A 14,254-nucleotide genomic window follows, 5' to 3' on the forward strand; every position below is an offset into this window, starting at 1 on the left:
CCTAGTTTATTTTTTTTTTTCATTCATCAGCAGAGCTTATTAAATAAACCATGCAGAGAGAAAATATCTGGTATAATGGCACTCCTGCAAGGATTTACCTAGGAATAAGCCGATTTATGTTGCTAAGGCTATATTTTGAGCAACTTTTGTCAAGTTAGCCAGCAAATTAAGTTATTTTGTGACCAGTTAGGGTAGGGAGATGACTACAGCCTTGTCATCGGAGTCAGCCATGGCAATTTGGCCGCTATTATTGATGGTAAAGGCGGAGATACCGTCGCCATCGAGGTTAGGATTACCTGCGGTGATATTGTAGGTTAAGGGGTTGTTATCGGCATCGGTGGTGTTAATTGTGCCGACAACTGTACCGTTAGGACTGGTTTTAGAGATGTTAAAGACAGCATCATTAACCAGTAAAATAATTTTATTGCTTAAAGGGATTAATAATAGTTAATTTTTTATCAACAATTAAACCATCTTGCATATCTTCTGAATACAAAATATTTGCATCAGAAAATAAAGTGCAAGCAATCACTAAACTATCCCAAAATGATAGATGATATTGAGTTCTCAGATTAGATGCAGATTCAAAAATATCAAGATTAAATGAGATAACTTGATATTTTCTATAAAAGGAAACAATTAATTGAAACAGTTGTTCTTCATCAAGCTTATGCTTTTTAAGTAAATTACAAGAAACCTCATTAATTATTTGGGTACTGATAATGATGGACTTTTCTTTAATTAATTGTTTTGCCAATATTCTTTTACTTTCTTCTTTTTTATCAGTGGAAAAAGCATAAAGCCAAATATTAGAATCAACAAAACAACTATGATTTTTAAGTTCTGTCATAAATTTCTTCTCGTTTCATAAATTCTAAATTATCAACCTCTATAGGATTTTCCAACAGGTATTCAATCATATCAATTTCAGGTTCACTTTGATTGAGTTGATTTTGAGCTTTAAATGCGGCAATAAGTACCTGTATCTGCTGAATTTGTTCAGGTTTAAGTCCAGTTACATTAATGTTTTTAATCATGGCTACATTGGAATGATTTTTACTTTAATTATACTAATTACACGCTCTCACAATCAGGATCTTCCTTTTTTACATCTTTGACTAAAATTATCGGTGTTAAAGATGGTACAGAGTCGATAGGGAATCCACCCAAAACTTAGTTCGAGTTAGATAAAGTTGATAAGTAAGCGAATAGTGGAGAAAACTGTCTCTAAAGACACCAAAACTATTAATCAAGCTTGGATGTCAGAAAATTTAGCACTGGTTAGGGATAATGCTTAGATTGTAGAGGCGAATAGTTATAAGTTCCGTTTATTATTTTTTTTCATTCATCAGCAGAGCTTATTAAATAAATCGAGCAGAGAGAAAATATCTGGTATAATGGCACTCCTGAAAGGATTTACCTAGGGATAAGCCGATAGCTGGTTAAAACCAGTAAGACAGGGCGGAGAGAGTAACTAAAGACCATTTTTTTGGTAAGATCAAAGCTAAACTAACCATCACGCCTCCTTGAGGAAAGATTTATTTATGAGCGATATAGGGTTTATTTTGACGATAATCAACAATTTCCTGCAAATTTACTCGGTAATCCTAATTGTTAGGGTTTTACTGACTTGGTTCCAAAATGCCGGTTGGGCCTATCAGATTATGTCTTTTCTCAGTCCGATTACCGATCCCTATTTAAACCTCTTTCGCTCGATTATCCCACCCCTAGGCGGGATGGACTTTTCCCCGATCCTCGCTTTCCTGCTGCTCAACGTTGTTCAGAGTGTCGTAGCCACAGGGGCCAGCAGTCTGGTCAGTAGCAGTTTCTAAATCCGCGGATCCACACTACTGGTAAAACCGGAAGCTTTGAATTTTTCCAGTCGCAAGGGGGTTGGTTGATTGGTAGAAACAGAAATTCTGATCTCGAAATCACTAATCCCCGGCGGCACTTCTGGAATTGCCCCGACTCGGCTACGATTTTGTAAAGCCGGTTCCCCGTTAGCATCGTAAATCCGACCAAAAACATCGGCATCATAGACGGTTTTTCCAGAATTATTTTTAGCTTTGCCGGTGATTAAAAAACAATTAGCCGGAAAACTGGTTCCCCCACTGGTGACACTCCCCTCGGCTAATTCGGGGGGACAGTCTTTATAAGATACATCTAATAGTTGAATTGGGGTCAAAGCTTGAGCAATAGGGATGATAAGCCAGCTAGACAGCCAGAAAAGAACAGAAAGGAGCAAAACGGTGAGCGAGCGTGGTGTCATAGATGAGTGATTTTACGGTATGATTTCCCCAATACTTAGATTATCGTGGATCGTCACCCTTTGAAATCAGCTTTTTTAGGACTCTCATGGGAATGGATTCCCACAGACGCTCCCGATAGTTGCGACGGGTTTACCTGTGAGGTAATAGGTGTAGGGCTAATTCATGAATTAGCCCTACAATAGGCGTTGTCAAATTGAAAGATGCTCCGAATCAGCACCGGAACTGAAATTACTTTGATAGCAAGGATTGCATTGCATCTTTACCTATTCTGATCTGACAACGCCGTAAATGAAAGTGAGGATGATTCCCCCCCTGTTAGTTGCCGTATTCGCTTTCAAAACGGTGAAGAATGGGAAATACAAGCAATATATCAGTGGAATCGCCCTAATTGGCGTTTTCTGACCTGAAGGAAGATCACTGCTCGGTTATCGGCTAAAATTTAAGATATGTAAAGAAGGGAGATAAATTTTATGGCCGCTAATGTTGAGATCTATACTTGGAGTTCCTGTCCTTTCTGTATCCGCGCTAAAGCATTACTCAAGAAAAAAGGGGTGGAGTTTACCGAATATTGTATCGATGGTGATGAAAGAGCGCGAGCCAAAATGTCCGATCGAGCCAATGGTCGTACAAGTGTACCACAGATTTTTATAAACGATCAACACATCGGGGGCTGCGATGACATCTATGCTTTAGATAGAAGTGGTGGTTTAGCTCCCCTGTTGCAGAATTAAGGATAAAAACTATTAATGAAACTAGCCTTTATTATCGATCCGATCGAGTATCTAGATCCAGGCCATGATACCAGTATAGCTATCATGGAAGCGTCCCAATTATTAGGTCATGAAATCTGGATGACTTCCATCACTGATCTCAGTGCGATTGCGGGAAAAGCTTGGGCAAAACTAACTAAAATTGAACTGGTTCCCGTGGAGTTAAAAGATAATCATTGGGTGGCTGCATCTCAATGGTATCAAAGACAAGAGACAGTTTTTACCTGCCTAGAAAACTTCGATTTTGTCTGGATGCGAAAAGATCCACCCGTGACGATTGCCTATCTTTATGCCACCTATTTATTAGACCTGATCGACCCCAAAAAAACTCAAGTAATTAACTCAACTAGGGGTTTACGCCATGCCAACGAAAAGTTATATACGATTCACTTTGCTCAGGTAATGCCCGCCACAATTGTTTCCCAAGATAAAGCGACAATTAGGGAATTTGTCAACCAAAAAGGGGCGGCAGTTATGAAACCTTTGGGGGGCAAAGCAGGGGAGGGAATTTTATTTCTTAGTCCCGAAGATCGCAATCTCAATTCAATGATTGAAATTAGCACAAAATGGGGACAAGAACCGGTAATGATTCAAGATTATTTACCAGCTGCCCAAGAAGGAGATAAACGCATTATTGTCCTCAATGGTGAACCCATCGGGGCAGTTAATCGCATTCCCACCGGTTCAGAATTTCGCGGTAATATGGCAGTGGGTGGACGAGTAGCAAAAACAGAAATCACCGCTCGAGAATTAGAAATCTGTGCCACTTTAGCCCCAAAATTACGAGAAGATGGCCTATATTTTGTCGGATTAGATGTGATTGGTGGCTACCTCACCGAAGTTAATGTCACCAGTCCCACCGGCATTCGCGAGATCGATCGATTAAACAATGTTAGCTTAGGTCAACAGGTAATTCAATGGCTAGAAAATTTTGCTTGTGCCAAGGCTCTGTCTTGACACACAATATTTAAGGCTCTTTATTAAAATATCCTTCAGGTAGAACCTGAACAAAGGGTTCCCAGGTAGAACCTGGGAACGAGATAAGAACTCAAATCTGATAACTGATAACTGATAACTGTCTCCTGTAAAAAAAATGAATGCTTTATCAATACCGACCTGGATGGTTCATGTATCGAGTGTCGTAGAATGGATAGCGGCGATCTGGTTAGTGTGGACCTATGGCGACGTCAGTAGCGATCGATCGTGGCGAATGTTATCTTGGGGAATGTTACCCGCTTTAATTGGGGCAATGTGTGCCTGTACATGGCATTTTTTTGATAATATCAGTGCCTTATCCTGGTTAGTCACCCTACAGGCAGCCATGACTGTCTTAGGAAATTTTACCCTCTGTGCTGCCGGTTGGTGGCTGTGGCGTTCCAGTAAAATTAGCGTTAACAATGAATAAAGAGAGTTTATTTGCCATCTCCCTGTTTCCCTATCTGGGGTTTCTTTGGTTGATCACTCGTTCGGGAAAAATGCCCCTTTTAGCCTTAATTGGCTTTTATGTGCTGTTAATCTTCGTTTTTATCACCATTCCTGCCGGTATCTACGCCAAAATCCACTATGGTCAAGAATTAGCCAACGTCGATTGGTTACACGGCAGCGCCGAATTTTTCCTCACCCTCTCCAATATTCTCGTCGTCTTAGGTTTTCGTCAGGCAATTTTAGCCAAAAAGCAAACAGAGAAAGGGGAACGGGGAGCAGTAAACAGTGAACAGGGATAAGGGGTGTGGGGTGTGGGGTGTGGGGTGTGGGGAGAAGGGAGCGCCGGAGAGGGGAGAATAAATAAAAATAATCTCCTGAATACTGACTCCTGAATACTGTCTCCTGTCTCCTATCTCCTGATCACTGAATTGTGATACAATCGCCCCAAAACGTCCCCGCGTCAGTCAAATATGTCCCCGATTACACCGTCCATCAGTGTCAACGAACCAAACCCACAGGCTGCTATCCAGACTTTATCGGTAGTGGTTCCCATATATAACGAAGTGGACAGTATTCCCCATCTCGTCGAGAGTATAGCCACGATTCTGCGTTCTTATCAAATTAACTACGAGATAATCTGTGTTGACGACGGTTCTAAGGACGGTTCCACCGAGGTTTTAACTAATTTAGCCAAAAATCGCGATGATCTCAAGGCGGTAATATTGCGACGCAACTACGGACAAACCCCCGCCATGGCTGCCGGATTTAATTATGCCACGGGACAGATAATTGTTACCCTCGACGGCGATTTACAGAACGATCCCAATGATATACCCCTATTATTGGCCAAATTAGAGGAAGGTTATGACCTCGTGAGTGGCTGGCGCAAAAATCGCCAAGATGACCGGGTAAAACGGCTTTTACCCTCAAAAATAGCTAATTGGCTGATTGGCAAGGTAACAGGGGTCAAATTACACGACTACGGTTGTTCTTTGAAAGCCTATCGAGCCGAATTAGTCGCCGATATGAATCTCTACGGGGAATTACATCGTTTTTTACCCGCATTGGCTTTTATTGAAGGGGCAAAAATAACCGAAATTCCCGTTAATCACCACGCTAGACGGTTCGGACAGAGTAAATATGGTTTAGGTCGCACAATTCGCGTGATTATGGACTTATTTACTGTCTTTTTTATGAAAAAGTTCCTCACCCGTCCGATGCACATTTTTGGACTCTACGGACTGTTATCGATGGTAGTGGGGATTATTTTAGGCACTTATCTGACTATTCTCAAACTCGGTTTCGGACAAGAAATCGGCGATCGACCTTTGTTAATCCTGGCCGTGTTATTCTTTTTAACTGGGGTACAATTACTCTGTTTTGGTCTTTTGGCAGAAATTTTGATGCGAACTTACCATGAATCCCAAAAACGTCCCATCTACCGCGTTCGTACTGTTGTCGGGAATAGGGGATTTTTCAGTGAACAGTGAACAGTAAACAGTAATCAGTAAAAAGACAGTAGGAAGCTGCTATTTAATACTGCCCACTTAATACATACTGCACACTTAAATAGGGAGGCACAATTATTTGTAGAATGGGTTAGCGGTAGCGTAACATGAGCGGGTGTTGGGTTTCATGCTTCAACCCAACCTACGTTCATCTTATATTTAATTCCACCCACCTACTTAAAACTCAAATCTGATAACTGATAACTGATAACTGATAACTGATAACTGATAACTGAAAAAAATATGACTATTTGGGAACTTGATTTTTATTCGCGGCCGGTGGTGGATGAAAATAATAAAAAAAGATGGGAATTATTAATCTGTGAAACTCCGGCAACAATCGATCGCTCCTCCGATACAATATTTAAATATGCCAGTTATTGTCCTAATACGATGGTTAATTCCCAATGGTTAGGAGAGGCAATTACTGCAGCTATCAAGGCAGCGGGGGTAACTCCCAAAAAAATTCGCTTTTTCCGTCGTCAGATGAATAACATGATTAGCAAAGCTTGCGAGGATATCGGTGTTCCCGCTTCCCCTAGTCGTCGCACTCATGCTTTAACGAGATGGATAGAAGAAAGAATGGTTAATTTCTATCCCCAAGAAGTTGGTTATGATCAAAATTTAACTAAAACTGCTTCCGTTAATTATCCCCCTTTAAATGCTGTTCCCCTTCCCGATGCTGTCCGGGGAGATAAGGCAGATAAATGGGCTTTTGTCACGCTAGAATTGTCTTCTTTTAATGATTTAAAAGATTGGGATATTAGCTTCGGAGAAAATTTGCCTATACTAGGGATGGGATTAGATGAGAATCTAAAAATCCCCGGTTTAGTTATTTTTTCTCCCCGCGCTTTACCCTTAGCTGGTTGGATGTCAGGGTTAGAAATGGCCTATTTAAAGTTAGAAACTGGTTCTCGTCCTCTGCTACGTTTAGAAACGGGTGCTAGTGATAGCTGGATTCTCGTCAACGTCACTAATACCGAGACTTTAAAGGAAGCTAAAAACTTTGAAGAAGCTAAACAAAAAGCCAATAATCTGCATTTTTTAGCCGTTCAATCTAACCCTGAATCGGAATCCTTCGCTGGTTTTTGGCTATTACAAGAAGGCTCTCAAGAGTAAAGTTTAGCAAAGGTGGGTTTTCAATCCACCCCCACAGAATTAACTTAAAAACATTGTCCTGTCCAACTACCGTGTAACCCGTAGGGAATATGGTGTTTAAGATGGATAACTGCTAGGGAATTAGTAATATCTTTAGCATCTAAGATTACCACATTTGATCGATGATTGGCCGCATCGTAAGTAACTACCAATAACCAACCATCATCTTCAGCGATTCCATCGGGTTTAGGCACAAAAATTGGTTCACCCGCAAATCCCCGGGGAGCAAAAGAATGTAATTGTTTTTCTCCCGTTAATAGGTCCAGTTTTAAGATTGCTTGCAAAGGAGCATTACCGGTGGCATGATGAGTGGCAGCGATGTATAAATAACGGTAATCTCGACCAACTTTTGCAGGATTAATGCTGGGAAATTCACAACAATGCTCTAGAATACATTCTCTTGTAACGGTATTTTCTGATAAATTTAGTGTAAATCGCCACAGATGTCCTGGAGCTAAACTATCAAAATCTACCGATTGAAAATTGCTATTTGAATCCAGTTGTGGTAAGGATTGATAACAAATAGAATCGATATAAATTTTCTCCCCTTGTGCAAAAGCATTACTATGATGGAACACAAAACCCGATGGAGTTTCTAAAACTTTCACTTCTCCTTTGTTAGGCTCCCGGGGGATAATAATAATCTTAGTTAACTTGTCTGGTTGATTGATGACGCATTCCCCCGCACCTTTTAACCCAAAAAGAAAGGGAAAAGGATTATAACCAACCGGGTTTTGGAAAAAGATAGCGTAGTGGGGAGTAATAACAAAATCGTGGATAAAACAGAAGCCAGGTATACTGTGGGTATGACGACGTAATAACTTACCCGTGGGACTAATTTCGTAGAGAGTAATTGAACTAGACAAACCCGTTTTAATGGCAAAATTTACCAGACATGGTTGATGATTATCGAAGATACAAGCGGGATCGATGCGAGGATGAGCGGCAAAAGCATCACCTTTTTCCAAGATACCATCGAGATAGTCTAAACCAATAGTATCAAGGGTTTTAGCATCGAGGCGATGGGGTTCGGCCGCTTCCCAAAGTGCCAGTAATTTATTACCCCAGTAGATAACATTAGTATTAGCAATATTTTTCAGACGCAAATCAAAAGCATTGCCGAAAATTCCCCCCGGTTTTTTCGTGCCGAAAACACCGCGATAAAGGGGTTTTCCCGCTTTCTGTTCCCGGAGATAACCCTCGGTTTTAACAAAACGATTACGATAATGTACGCGCCCCTGATTGAAGCTAATCGCGCTGATCATACCATCCCCATCGAAGGGATGAGCGATCGCAGTGCCAGCGATATCGAGTAAACCGGGGCCGTTTTTAAAGACTGTACCCTGTAAATCGGCGGGAATTTGCCCCTCGATGTCTTCTACCTCGTAATCGTACTCGTTAGGTTGGGATTGATAGCCTTTTTGCCAATCCTGACGATTATAGGATTTTTCGCCAATTGTCGGAGTTAATACCATGGTAGTTTTACGTTTGTATTTACTTTTCTTAACATAACTTAAAACTACCAGAGCTAAAAAGAAGGGGGTAGCTAATCATTTATTTACCCCCTCCTTGCCGTCATGTTATTTAACAAACAACATTTCTTGATAGGTAGGCAGCGGCCAGAAATTGTCGGCCACTTCCCCTTCCAGTGTGTCAGCATATTCGCGCACCTTATCCATCAAGGGACGGATCGTTTGAGCGGAATACTGCATATGTTCCTCGATCGAGTCAAAATCGTCTTTAGCCATGGCCGCACTCAGTTTGCTAACGCCGTCCATCAGTAATTTAATTAGATTCGAGACGGTTTGGGCGCTTTCCTTATCTATCTCGATGCCGATCGCCGCCGCATTAGCGATCGCCAAAGACAATTCCGACAAGTAGCGAACGGCAGCGGGATAAATAATCGTTTTAGCCATACTTACCACCAGTTTCGCCTCCACCTCGATGGCCAGTAAATACTGTTCTGCATAGACATCGAAACGACTTTCCAGTTCAACGGGGGTAAGCACACCCATGCGGGCAAACAGTTCTTCGATATAATCAGCCTTCAGCACGGGTAAAGCATCGGCAGTGGTGCGGAGATTGGCTAAACCGCGCTCTTCTACCGCCATTTTGTGCCATTCTGGGGAATATCCGTTACCTCCGAAGATCACATTTCTGTGTTTGTCCATGATCTCCTTGAGAACACCCTCGGCAGCAGTCTTGAGGTCTTCCCCTGCTTTCATCCGACTTTCTAAGTTATCCGCCACCCAAGTCAGGGAATCCGCTAGAATCGTGTTCATCGCCACCAGCGGCCCGGAAACTGACTGATTAGAACCCACAGCGCGGAATTCAAAGCGATTGCCCGTAAAAGCAAAAGGAGAGGTACGATTGCGATCGCCAGGATCCTTGGGGAATACCGGCAGGGTATCGACACCGAGATCCATCAACCCCGGGGCATCAGAACCCTCAATTTGTCCTTGGCTAATTTGGTCGAATACCTTTTCTAACTGGCTGCCCAAATATACCGAAATAATGGCGGGGGGAGCTTCATTTGCCCCCAAACGGTGATCATTGCTGGCGGTAGCCACCACTGCGCGTAAAAGCGGCCCGTACTTGTGAACGCCACGAATAACCGCCCCACAGAACAACAAAAACTGCATATTAGCGTGGGGAGTATCGCCCGGATCTAACAGATTGCCCTGGGTAGCGTTGCCGACGGACCAGTTAACGTGTTTTCCCGAACCATTAATTCCCGCAAAGGGTTTTTCGTGCAGTAGGCAAACAAAACCGTGTTTTTTAGCCGTACTTTTCAGCAAAGTCATAATTAACTGCTGATGGTCACTGGCCACGTTGGCCGCCTCGAAAAAGGGGGCAATCTCGAACTGTCCTGGAGCGACTTCATTATGGCGGGTTTTGGCCGGAATGCCGAGGCGATACATTCTTTCCTCTACTTCCTGCATAAACACCTGAACCCGTTCGGGAATCGCGCCAAAATAATGATCGTCGAACTGTTGACCCTTGGCGGCGGGTTTACCAAATAGGGTGCGACCGGTGAGCAGTAAATCGGGGCGACTATGGGCAAAATGAGCATCGACTAGGAAATATTCCTGTTCAGCACCGCAGCTGGAGTTAACGGGGGCGACTTCCGTATGTCCTAATAGTTTAAGCACCCTGGTGGCGGCTTTACTCATCGATGAAATCGAGCGTAAAAGCGGCGTTTTTTTGTCGAGGGCCTCTCCTGTCCAAGAGATGAAAACCGTGGGGATACACAGGGTTACACCATTATCGGTCTCCATGACGTAGGCCGGACTGGTGACATCCCAAGCGGTGTAACCCCGCGCTTCAAAGGTGGAGCGAAGGCCGCCGTTAGGAAAGGAGGACCCGTCCGGTTCTCCCTGTACTAAGACTTTGCCCGCAAATTCTGTGATCACCGAACCATCGCTCTGCACGGAGATAAAACCATCGTGTTTTTCGGCGGTGGCGTTAGTCATCGGATAGAAGACGTGGGCATAGTACAGCGCCCCTTTGGACGTGGCCCAATCTTTCATCGCTGCCGCTACCGCACCGGCGATGGAAACGTCTAATTTTCCCCCGGTTAAAATCGTGTTTTTGACCGACTTGAATACGTCTTTCGGGAGACTGGCCTGCATTTTGCTCAGGGTAAACACATCGGTTGCCCAGAGGGCCTCTAAACGCTGAGGAATTTTGCTAGGTAGGGGTTTACGATCCGTTACTTGAGAGATAGCTTGAACACGCGTTCCATAACTCATAAGTATTTTTCCTATTGTGTTGTGTCGTGGATGAAGGGTTACTTTACTTAGGCGATGACAAGTTTCCTACTAACTTTGATGTTGAATTCCGGTCAGAGGCTATTCTCCGCTTAATAATTTTGATCCCACGGCACAAGCTTCTCTGCGGTTTTTATCTGCTTGCGCCGGCCTCTTTTCCGATCAATTAGCAACACCAGCCTTCATCTTAAGAACAGATAATCCAGAGCTTTGTATCAAACATTACAAATATCCCAAACCCGATCTTCCACAGGCGATCGCACTGAGAAAACGGGTTTCTTTGAGAAACCCGTTTTCTGGAGATAAAACTCTATACATCTATGCAATCGATAAAAAAGCGATATTTGACAAAATCGGGGGGGGGGAGTAAAATGCTGGTGGAATTTGCCCAAAATTGCCCATGAATTTTACAACTAACTTCAAATCTCTCTCTCTGGCTGGTGTTGTCTTCGCTGGCACAGTTAGCGCGATCGCTGGACTGACTATCCTCCCCGTCCAAGCGCTGCCGATCATCTACAATCCGACTCCAACCTTAACGCTTAATGCAGGCTCTGCTACTCCCACCGTTGGAGCCTTAGTCAACACTGCCAACGGCAATGGGTTGACTGGACCTGGAAACGCTTTGCAGCAACAGCACGTCGCAGGTAGCGATTTTTCTAATTTCTGGGGAGTACGTTTAGAAAGCGGGACGACTCCTGCTGATGTCAATCTTGATTTTGATTTTGGCAGTTCTGTGTTCTTAGATACCTTGGCTTTGTGGAATTACAACGCTTTTAATACCACAGCTACTGATCGCGGAATCAAGGATTTCACACTAATTCTCTCCAATAACTCCGACTTTAGCAGTCCAGTTTATGTATCAGGAACCCTAACACTACCTGAAGGTACGGCAACTAACATACCAGCGACAATCTTTTCCTTTCCTTTAATTCAAGCCCAATATGCTAGAATTGATGTAGCAAACAATTGGTTCGTTGGTTGGACAGCACCAGGGCCTATTGGTCTCTCTGAAGTTCGCTTTGCCCAGACTGTTCCTGTTCCTGTTCCTGAATCAAGTTCTGGCTTAGGTTTGCTGGCTTTAGGCTTACTGGGAACAGCAGCGGCATTTAAGCGCCATTGGAACTGAGAAAAGGGGTTTCTTTGAGAAGAAAACGGAAGAAAACGGATTTCTTTGAGAAACCCGTTTTCTTAATCAGCTTTTTTATCTGTTTTGTACCACCATCTTAAATCTTCCCGAAATTGGTGATCAAAGACAATTGCCCTACTCTTGGCGTTCAATTCCTAACTCCTGACAAAGTTCTGTAACTGTCTGTCCCGGTATTGTTTGAACGTCCCTCTCCATTGAACGTTCCAGTGCTGCCAATAACTTTCTCGCATTCGCAGGCGATCGCAAAAGATAAACGGTTTCTAATAAGCCAGTTAATTCCTCTGCGCTTAATAGTGCCATATCTTTATGACCAGGGCGAGTAATAATCGCCATACTATTCTCGCTTTCCAGTCGATCCAGAAGGCTCGCTAAATTTTCTTGAGCTTGAGTGTAGGTAGTTTGGATAGAAAACATAAGGCGATGGCAACGAGTTGATTCGATTTTAGCTTATTTCATCAACTGAGAAAACGGGTTTCTTTAAAAAACCCGTTTTCTGGACTTAGGGCGATCGCTAGACTGGAATCAGTAGATTGGCCAGTATGGTAAGCTGAGAAAAATGGCAAAATTATCGCCAGAGTCAAAACAACTGATCATCAATCTGAAAAATAGGCTATTAGACATTGTTGACGAATCTAAAGCTGTAGAATTTGCCATCTTAAACCGTTTTGGTGAAACAGCAGAAACCCTAGACAGTTTAGAGCAACTCACAGAAATTGCCCTCCAAGCAGAATCTCGGTTTTCTCAGCTATCAAACTTAGAAATTCGTGCCGCTCAATCTCAACCGATGATTTCTCCTGATTTGCTAAGATTTATAGAAGAAGTCATTAAGACAACCCAAGTGCGGATTCCTGCCTTGATGCGTAGTGTCGAAGAAATTAAACTTGAATGGAGTTAAATATGGATTTTGTTCCTCAGCTTCCCCGGGATTCTGATCAACTTAAGCAAACTTTGGCAAAAGCACACCGCAATTGTCAAGAGATGGAATTAGTTGGATTACAATTAGAAGAAGCGATTAGTCGCTTAGAAGCGGAAAATCGTCAAAGACGAAGACAGCAGCTAGAAAACCTAGAAAACGGGTTTCTTTGAGAAACCCGTTTTCTGGAGAAACAGGGCAAAATTATCGCCAAGTTCAAAACAACTGATCATCAAATCGACAATCTTCGAGACAATCACCGAGCTTTATTCCTGTCAATGATGCTAACAAAATATCTAAAACAAGCAATGGAACTGGCAACTTATGAAGTTCTAGAAGACGGTACTTTTTATGGAGAAATTCCGGGATTTGAGGGAGTATATGCTAATGAAACAACTCTCGAAGCTACTAAGGAACAGTTACAGGAAGTTTTGGAAGGCTGGCTTATTTTAGGACTGCGCTTACAGCATCAGTTACCGATTGTTGAAGGTATCAATCTAACCCCTCAACAAAAAATCGCCTGATGCCACCTTTTGCCCCCATCAAAAGGAAAGAGTTAATTCGCCAGTTGAGAAAGCTGGTATTTTCTGGTCCTCTGGTAGGAGGAAATCATCAATATATGGTGCAGGGAAAATTAAAAATCTGGATTCCTAATCCACACCAAGGAGATATCAGTAAAAGCTTGCTGGCTAAAATTTTACAACAAGCAAATATTAGTAGAGAAGAATGGGAAAAATTACGTTAAACAATTCTGTCTTGGAAAAGTTAAAAACTGTTCTCAATTAAGCAAGATGAATGCCAGAGAAAACGGGTTTCTTTGAGAAAACCTTTTTCTGGAATAAGAGGCGATCGCTAGGGGGTGCTAACTCGCGCTAAACTAGATTAAAATAATTCATTAACTCCCAATTATTTGTTTAACCATGAGTCAAGCTGCTGCTGCAATCAATACTAAACTAATTGATTCCCTTGCTCAAATTATCCTTTCCTTAACTGACGAAGAACAACAGCTTCTCCTACAAAAAATCCAGCATCCAGCCTTATCTGATGTCGATTGTCATCAAGGTTTTCCCTTTGATGTTCAAATTCCTAATACAGAAACGCTCGCCGCCATTGAAGAAGTAGAAAAACATCCTGAGCGTCTTAAGCGTTATAGCTGGACTTCCCCCATACAGAAATACTAAAAAATTAACAAAACCCTTACTGCAGGTCGCTTCTCAGAAAAAATTGAAAAGACGCTACTGGGTACATTTTCCCTTTGAAAATGGCTGTACCGTTGACTGTATCTAGAGTAGA

Annotated in this window: 19 protein-coding genes; 13 read left to right on the forward strand and 6 right to left on the reverse strand. The window is 42.6% G+C overall.

The window, feature by feature from the left end:
* Positions 1–421 precede the first annotated feature (421 nt).
* Both IM500_RS08655 and IM500_RS08660 read right to left on the reverse strand, forming a co-directional pair.
* Positions 422–850, reverse strand: a complete 429-nt coding sequence (locus IM500_RS08655; RefSeq protein ID WP_190719933.1) for a PIN domain-containing protein — start codon at positions 848–850, stop codon at positions 422–424.
* Positions 837–1,037, reverse strand: a complete 201-nt coding sequence (locus tag IM500_RS08660) for a hypothetical protein (protein WP_002770256.1) — start codon at positions 1,035–1,037, stop codon at positions 837–839. The genes IM500_RS08655 and IM500_RS08660 overlap by 14 nt, the downstream gene beginning before the upstream one ends.
* Before the next feature lie 507 nt (positions 1,038–1,544).
* Here IM500_RS08660 and IM500_RS08665 point away from each other — a divergent pair.
* Positions 1,545–1,832 carry a YggT family protein gene (locus IM500_RS08665; RefSeq protein ID WP_061430502.1) on the forward strand — a complete coding sequence of 96 codons (288 nt, stop codon included), beginning with the start codon at positions 1,545–1,547 and terminating at the stop codon, positions 1,830–1,832.
* Here IM500_RS08665 and IM500_RS08670 read toward each other — a convergent pair.
* Positions 1,829–2,269 carry a hypothetical protein gene (locus IM500_RS08670; protein WP_061430501.1) on the reverse strand — a complete coding sequence of 147 codons (441 nt, stop codon included), beginning with the start codon at positions 2,267–2,269 and terminating at the stop codon, positions 1,829–1,831. The two genes, IM500_RS08665 and IM500_RS08670, sit on opposite strands and share 4 nt — an antisense overlap.
* 471 nt (positions 2,270–2,740) lie before the next feature.
* Between IM500_RS08670 and grxC the strand changes: the two genes are divergently transcribed.
* The 6 genes from grxC (at position 2,741) to IM500_RS08700 (ending at position 7,092) form a co-directional block, all read left to right on the forward strand.
* The gene (gene grxC, locus IM500_RS08675; protein WP_002803525.1) at positions 2,741–3,001 is read left to right on the forward strand and encodes a glutaredoxin 3; all 261 of its coding nucleotides are present in this window, start codon (positions 2,741–2,743) and stop codon (positions 2,999–3,001) included.
* Positions 3,002–3,016: 15 nt separating this feature from the next.
* Positions 3,017–3,997 carry a glutathione synthase gene (gene gshB, locus IM500_RS08680; protein ID WP_190719930.1) on the forward strand — a complete coding sequence of 327 codons (981 nt, stop codon included), beginning with the start codon at positions 3,017–3,019 and terminating at the stop codon, positions 3,995–3,997.
* A 136-nt stretch (positions 3,998–4,133) separates the two neighbouring features.
* On the forward strand, positions 4,134–4,445 hold the full coding sequence (locus IM500_RS08685; RefSeq protein WP_190719928.1) for a DUF2499 domain-containing protein: 312 nt from the start codon (positions 4,134–4,136) through the stop codon (positions 4,443–4,445).
* Positions 4,438–4,764 carry a DUF3593 domain-containing protein gene (locus IM500_RS08690; RefSeq protein ID WP_190719925.1) on the forward strand — a complete coding sequence of 109 codons (327 nt, stop codon included), beginning with the start codon at positions 4,438–4,440 and terminating at the stop codon, positions 4,762–4,764. Before IM500_RS08685 ends, IM500_RS08690 begins: the two co-directional genes overlap by 8 nt.
* A gap of 171 nt (positions 4,765–4,935) precedes the next feature.
* Positions 4,936–5,955: a glycosyltransferase gene (locus IM500_RS08695; RefSeq protein WP_190719921.1), complete on the forward strand. Its 1,020-nt coding sequence runs from the start codon at positions 4,936–4,938 to the stop codon at positions 5,953–5,955.
* A gap of 261 nt (positions 5,956–6,216) precedes the next feature.
* Positions 6,217–7,092 (forward strand): Tab2/Atab2 family RNA-binding protein, encoded by an 876-nt coding sequence (locus IM500_RS08700; RefSeq protein ID WP_287738133.1) that lies wholly within the window; start codon positions 6,217–6,219, stop codon positions 7,090–7,092.
* A gap of 44 nt (positions 7,093–7,136) precedes the next feature.
* Here the strand turns inward: IM500_RS08700 and IM500_RS08705 are convergent, their stop codons facing one another.
* Both IM500_RS08705 and IM500_RS08710 read right to left on the reverse strand, forming a co-directional pair.
* On the reverse strand, positions 7,137–8,606 hold the full coding sequence (locus tag IM500_RS08705; protein WP_287738134.1) for a carotenoid oxygenase family protein: 1,470 nt from the start codon (positions 8,604–8,606) through the stop codon (positions 7,137–7,139).
* A 105-nt stretch (positions 8,607–8,711) separates the two neighbouring features.
* Entirely contained in the window at positions 8,712–10,883 is a 2,172-nt protein-coding gene (locus IM500_RS08710; RefSeq protein ID WP_190719912.1) for a glutamine synthetase III family protein, read from the reverse strand.
* Between the two features lie 418 nt (positions 10,884–11,301).
* Between IM500_RS08710 and IM500_RS08715 the strand changes: the two genes are divergently transcribed.
* On the forward strand, positions 11,302–12,027 hold the full coding sequence (locus IM500_RS08715; RefSeq protein WP_287738135.1) for a PEP-CTERM sorting domain-containing protein: 726 nt from the start codon (positions 11,302–11,304) through the stop codon (positions 12,025–12,027).
* A 135-nt stretch (positions 12,028–12,162) separates the two neighbouring features.
* On the opposite strand, the gene IM500_RS08720 is transcribed toward IM500_RS08715, so the two are convergent.
* Positions 12,163–12,462 (reverse strand): type II toxin-antitoxin system Phd/YefM family antitoxin, encoded by a 300-nt coding sequence (locus tag IM500_RS08720; protein WP_002763657.1) that lies wholly within the window; start codon positions 12,460–12,462, stop codon positions 12,163–12,165.
* A 142-nt stretch (positions 12,463–12,604) separates the two neighbouring features.
* Between IM500_RS08720 and IM500_RS08725 the strand changes: the two genes are divergently transcribed.
* The 5 genes from IM500_RS08725 to IM500_RS08745 all read left to right on the forward strand — a co-directional run bounded on the left by IM500_RS08725 (position 12,605) and on the right by IM500_RS08745 (position 14,142).
* A complete protein-coding gene (locus IM500_RS08725) occupies positions 12,605–12,943 on the forward strand; it encodes a hypothetical protein (protein ID WP_287738136.1) in 339 nt (112 codons plus the stop codon).
* Positions 12,944–12,945: 2 nt separating this feature from the next.
* Positions 12,946–13,134 (forward strand): hypothetical protein, encoded by a 189-nt coding sequence (locus IM500_RS08730; RefSeq protein ID WP_002766800.1) that lies wholly within the window; start codon positions 12,946–12,948, stop codon positions 13,132–13,134.
* A 105-nt stretch (positions 13,135–13,239) separates the two neighbouring features.
* Entirely contained in the window at positions 13,240–13,485 is a 246-nt protein-coding gene (locus IM500_RS08735; protein WP_147071580.1) for a type II toxin-antitoxin system HicB family antitoxin, read from the forward strand.
* On the forward strand, positions 13,485–13,706 hold the full coding sequence (locus IM500_RS08740) for a type II toxin-antitoxin system HicA family toxin (RefSeq protein WP_147071578.1): 222 nt from the start codon (positions 13,485–13,487) through the stop codon (positions 13,704–13,706). The genes IM500_RS08735 and IM500_RS08740 overlap by 1 nt, the downstream gene beginning before the upstream one ends.
* A 175-nt stretch (positions 13,707–13,881) precedes the next feature.
* Entirely contained in the window at positions 13,882–14,142 is a 261-nt protein-coding gene (locus tag IM500_RS08745) for a hypothetical protein (protein ID WP_287738137.1), read from the forward strand.
* Positions 14,143–14,254: the final 112 nt, after the last annotated feature.

Origin of the sequence: Microcystis sp. M179S2 (assembly GCF_020245805.1) — a bacterium.
In the GTDB taxonomy this organism is placed as follows: Bacteria; Cyanobacteriota; Cyanobacteriia; order Cyanobacteriales; family Microcystaceae; genus Microcystis; species Microcystis aeruginosa.

Bases quoted from the DNA above. Each gene is read 5' to 3' on its own strand.
- IM500_RS08655 (WP_190719933.1), bottom strand. From the start codon at position 850: ATGACAGAACTTAAAAATCATAGTTGTTTTGTTGATTCTAATATTTGG.
- IM500_RS08660 (WP_002770256.1), bottom strand. From the start codon at position 1,037: ATGATTAAAAACATTAATGTAACTGGACTTAAACCTGAACAAATTCAG.
- IM500_RS08665 (WP_061430502.1), top strand. From the start codon at position 1,545: ATGAGCGATATAGGGTTTATTTTGACGATAATCAACAATTTCCTGCAA.
- IM500_RS08670 (WP_061430501.1), bottom strand. From the start codon at position 2,269: ATGACACCACGCTCGCTCACCGTTTTGCTCCTTTCTGTTCTTTTCTGG.
- grxC (WP_002803525.1), top strand. From the start codon at position 2,741: ATGGCCGCTAATGTTGAGATCTATACTTGGAGTTCCTGTCCTTTCTGT.
- gshB (WP_190719930.1), top strand. From the start codon at position 3,017: ATGAAACTAGCCTTTATTATCGATCCGATCGAGTATCTAGATCCAGGC.
- IM500_RS08685 (WP_190719928.1), top strand. From the start codon at position 4,134: ATGAATGCTTTATCAATACCGACCTGGATGGTTCATGTATCGAGTGTC.
- IM500_RS08690 (WP_190719925.1), top strand. From the start codon at position 4,438: ATGAATAAAGAGAGTTTATTTGCCATCTCCCTGTTTCCCTATCTGGGG.
- IM500_RS08695 (WP_190719921.1), top strand. From the start codon at position 4,936: ATGTCCCCGATTACACCGTCCATCAGTGTCAACGAACCAAACCCACAG.
- IM500_RS08700 (WP_287738133.1), top strand. From the start codon at position 6,217: ATGACTATTTGGGAACTTGATTTTTATTCGCGGCCGGTGGTGGATGAA.
- IM500_RS08705 (WP_287738134.1), bottom strand. From the start codon at position 8,606: ATGGTATTAACTCCGACAATTGGCGAAAAATCCTATAATCGTCAGGAT.
- IM500_RS08710 (WP_190719912.1), bottom strand. From the start codon at position 10,883: ATGAGTTATGGAACGCGTGTTCAAGCTATCTCTCAAGTAACGGATCGT.
- IM500_RS08715 (WP_287738135.1), top strand. From the start codon at position 11,302: ATGAATTTTACAACTAACTTCAAATCTCTCTCTCTGGCTGGTGTTGTC.
- IM500_RS08720 (WP_002763657.1), bottom strand. From the start codon at position 12,462: ATGTTTTCTATCCAAACTACCTACACTCAAGCTCAAGAAAATTTAGCG.
- IM500_RS08725 (WP_287738136.1), top strand. From the start codon at position 12,605: ATGGCAAAATTATCGCCAGAGTCAAAACAACTGATCATCAATCTGAAA.
- IM500_RS08730 (WP_002766800.1), top strand. From the start codon at position 12,946: ATGGATTTTGTTCCTCAGCTTCCCCGGGATTCTGATCAACTTAAGCAA.
- IM500_RS08735 (WP_147071580.1), top strand. From the start codon at position 13,240: ATGATGCTAACAAAATATCTAAAACAAGCAATGGAACTGGCAACTTAT.
- IM500_RS08740 (WP_147071578.1), top strand. From the start codon at position 13,485: ATGCCACCTTTTGCCCCCATCAAAAGGAAAGAGTTAATTCGCCAGTTG.
- IM500_RS08745 (WP_287738137.1), top strand. From the start codon at position 13,882: ATGAGTCAAGCTGCTGCTGCAATCAATACTAAACTAATTGATTCCCTT.